The organism is Flavobacterium sp. ZT3R18 (genome assembly GCF_007097385.1).
Classification (GTDB): domain Bacteria; phylum Bacteroidota; class Bacteroidia; order Flavobacteriales; family Flavobacteriaceae; genus Flavobacterium.
Window position 1 is genome coordinate 1 of record NZ_VJZS01000037.1, and the last position, 4103, is coordinate 4103.

The 4103-nt window shown below is 38.5% G+C and carries 1 protein-coding gene (running past one end of the window); it reads right to left on the reverse strand.

Annotation, left to right across the window (positions count from 1 at the left end):
• Positions 1 to 76: 76 nt before the first annotated feature.
• Positions 77 to 4103, reverse strand: partial view of a gliding motility-associated C-terminal domain-containing protein gene (locus FNW52_RS20170; RefSeq protein ID WP_143379270.1) — the 3' portion only. Its footprint extends 1619 nt past the window's final position; only the last 4027 of its 5646 coding nucleotides appear in the window; the start codon falls outside the window, past its right edge — the gene reads right to left on this strand; it ends in the stop codon at positions 77 to 79.

The window sequence follows — 4103 nt, forward strand, 5'->3', positions numbered from 1 at the left end:
TGTAGTATTTGTATTAAAGATAGTTAAAAAATACTCTGAGTATTACGATTGCTCAGAGTATTTTTTTGAGCAAATTTCATTTGACTAAATAGAGATAACCATCTTTTTTAATACTTTGCGTTTTACCAAGATCATCAGTAGTATCGTAGCTTACTATATAGAAATAGGTTCCAGTTGGTAAGCCTTCATTTTTATTAATAGTGGTTCTTCCTTCTGATCGTCCTCTAAAAGCATTACTAGTATTATTATAGTTATCTTTTTCGAATACTAAAACGCCCCAACGGTTGAAAACTTCGACTCTAATATTTTTGTAACAATCATTTTCTTCTAAGTTTTCAATTTGGAAGTAATCATTTCTTCCGTCTTCATTTGCTGAGAAAGCATTATGAACTATTATAGTTTTACAAGGAAGCACTTTGCAAAGATCGTTAACGCCTAATTCTAAGAGTATACTTCTTGGACAATCTCCTGCAATTTTGTACTCAAAATGATAGGTGTTGCTAATAGATAACCCTAAAGCTGTGAGTATGTTTCCGTTTAAGGCCTTTGTATTGTCAGTGTCAATCCATGTTCCATCAGTTGGAGTTCCTTCGGGTAGAAAACTAAATAAATCTACTGGAGTTGAATCTGCATTACAAGGATATTTAATACTTGGAACTGTAATAGTAACCGTATCAATACCTATCACATTGATTGTAATAGTTGCCATATCACAATTTGTTGGATTAACGGCCTCACAAACTTGATAATCGAAAGTGTACTGTCCTGCGGCTACTCCTTTTATGAATGAAATGTTCCCTTGGCCATCTATTGTGATGTATTGTCCGAGTGCGGTTAACAATTTAAATTTAAAATCACTGTTATTGGCAACTGTACCATTTAATAGATCATTACTTAAAGCGTTTCGAATCCCTTCTACAATAGAACATTGTGTAACGCTAAAGGTGTCGCTTATGGCTTTTATAAGAGATTTTGCAAGCGGAGTGATTGTACAATCAGGACATTCAGGGTCAATAGGACAAGTGGTACAAGGCGTAGGATCGGTAGAAGTGTGCGTTACAGTTTCGCCTTTAGGATCTTTAGCATTAGCAGTTGCCAAATTGTAAACATACCCTTTATTGATGTCTGCTTGAGTGATGGTGTGGTACCCAGAGAATGTAGTTGAATCAGTAGCTCCAACAATAAGTGTTGGGATAGATTTATTGGCAATCACTGCATTGATGTCTGTTACGGTTACGTTGGTAAGTGTTACGTTTCCAATATTAGTAATCACGAAGTTGTACGAAACCACATCTCCCACATTAGTAATGCCATCATTGTTAGTATCTTGATAAGTACCATCTTTGGTAATAGCTATATCTGCTTTAGTACAAATAGGAATCACGTCAGGATCATTATTGGTTGGTGAATTACCTGATTGGTCAGTAGTTGGTATTGTCGCATTAGGTGCAAAACCACTAACGGAAGCATGATTGATAATAGTACCCGTATCTATATCGGTTTGAGTTACGGTATAGGTTGCTTTATAAATCCAAGTTTCGGTAACTTCTAATATACTATTGTTATTACTATCACCGCTTTGCAGCGCAATAGCAGATAAGCCAGTATGAAGGTCTTCAACAGCCACATCGTGTAAACTTACATTACCAGGATTAGTCACGGTAAAGGTATAGGTTACCACATCGCCAACTTTTAGAGTAGCACATCCATTTGGTCCAACTGTAATGTCATTGGTTTTTACCAAAGCAATTTTAGGGTCAGTACAAATAGTGATTACATTGGGATCATTATTGGTTGGTGAATTACCTGATTGGTCAGTTACTATTGTTGTATTATTAGGTGCAATGCCACTAACTGAAGCTTGATTGGTAATAGTACCAGTATCTATATCAGTTTGAGTTACGGTATATGTTGCTTTATAAATCCAAGTTTCGGTAACTTCTAATATACTATTGTTATTACTATCACCGCTTTGGAGCGCAATAGCAGATAAGCCAACATGAAGGTCTTCAACAGCTACATCATGTAAACTTACATTACCGGGATTAGTCACGGTAAAGGTATAGGTTACCACATCGCCAACTTTTAGAGTAGCACATCCATTTGGTCCAACTGTAATGTCATTGGTTTTTACCAAAGCAATTTTAGGGTCAGTACAAATAGTGATTACATTGGGATCATTATTGGTTGGTGAATTACCTGATTGGTCAGTTACTATTGTTGTATTATTAGGTGCAATGCCACTAACTGAAGCTTGATTGGTAATAGTACCAGTATCTATATCGGTTTGAGTTACGGTATATGTTGCTTTATAAATCCAAGTTTCGGTAACTTCTAATATACTATTGTTATTACTATCACCGCTTTGGAGCGCAATAGCAGATAGTCCAATATGAGGATCGAGAACAGTTATAGTATGTAAACTTACATTACCGGGATTAGTCACGGTAAAGGTATAGGTTACCACATCGCCTACCACTAGAATGGCACACCCATTTGGTCCAACTGTAATGTCATTGGTTTTCACTAAGGCAATTTTAGGGTCAGTACAAATAGGAATTACATTTGGATTATTATTGGTTGGTGAATTACCTGATTGGTCAGTTTTTACTGTGTTATCTGGCGCAGTCCCATTAACGGAAGCTTGATTGGTTATATTCCCTGCATCAATATCGGCTTGAGTTACGGTATAGGTTGCTTTATAAATCCAAGTTTCGGTAACTTCTAATATACTGTTATTATTTACATCACCACTTTGTAGAGTAATAGCAGATAAACCAGTATGGGGGTCGAGAACAGCTATATTATGCAAACTTACATTACCGGGATTAGTCACGGTAAAGGTATAGGTAACCACATCACCTACTTTTAGAATAGCGCATCCATTTGGTCCAACTGTAATGTCATTGGTTTTCACAATAGCTATTGAGCATTCGTTTATTGTCAACGTAACGGCAGTACGAGTTAAACTGATGCAGGAAGTAGTATTGTTTACAGTCTGAGCATAGTAAGTAACCGTTCCTACGGTATTTAAAGTAGGACTGACCACTAGATTTCCACCCGTTGCGGCATTATACCAAGTAATAGTTCCACCCGTTGCTGTAGAAGTTAGAGTTTGAATAGGTGATGCTTGACAAACGGTTTGGTTACCTCCAGAAGTTGGAGCATTTGGCGCAGGATTTATCGTTAAAGTAACAGCGGTTCTGGTCAAACTAGAACAGGTTCCATTAGAAGCTTGAGCATAGTAAGTAACCGTTCCCACAGTATTTAAAGTAGGGCTGGCCACTAGATTTCCACCCGATGCGGCATTATACCAAGTAATAGTTCCACCCGTTGCTGTAGCCGTTAGAGTTTGAATAGATGATGCTTGACAAACGGTTTGGTTACCACCAGAAGTCGGAGCATTTGACGCAGGATTTATCGTTAAAGTAACAGCGGTTCTGATCAAACTGGAGCAGGTTCCATTAAAAGCTTGAGCATAGTAAGTAACCGTTCCCACAGTATTTAAAATAGGACTGACCACTAGATTTCCACCCGATGCGGCATTATACCAAGTAATAGTTCCACCCGTTGCTGTAGCCGTTAGAGTTTGAATAGATGATGCTTGACAAACGGTTTGGTTACCTNNNGCATTATACCAAGTAATAGTTCCACCCGTTGCTGTAGCCGTTAGAGTTTGAATAGATGATGCTTGACAAACGGTTTGGTTACCGCCAGAAGTCGGAGCATTTGACGCAGCATTTATCGTTAAAGTAACAGCGGTTCTGGTCAAACTGGAGCAGGTTCCATTAGAAGCTTGAGCATAGTAAGTAACCGTTCCCACAGTATTTAAAATAGGGCTGGCCACTAGATTTCCACCCGTTGTGGCATCATACCAAGAAATAGTTCCGCCCGTTGCGGTAGCTGTTAGAGTTTGAATAGGTGAAGCCTCACAAACGGTTTGGTTACCTCCAGAAGTCGGAGCATTTGGCGCAGCATTTATCGTTAAAGTAACAGCGGTTCTGGTCAAACTGGAGCAGGTTCCATTAGAAGCTTGAGCATAGTAAGTAACCGTTCCCACAGTATTTAAAATAGGGCTGGCCACTAGATTTCCACCCGTTGCG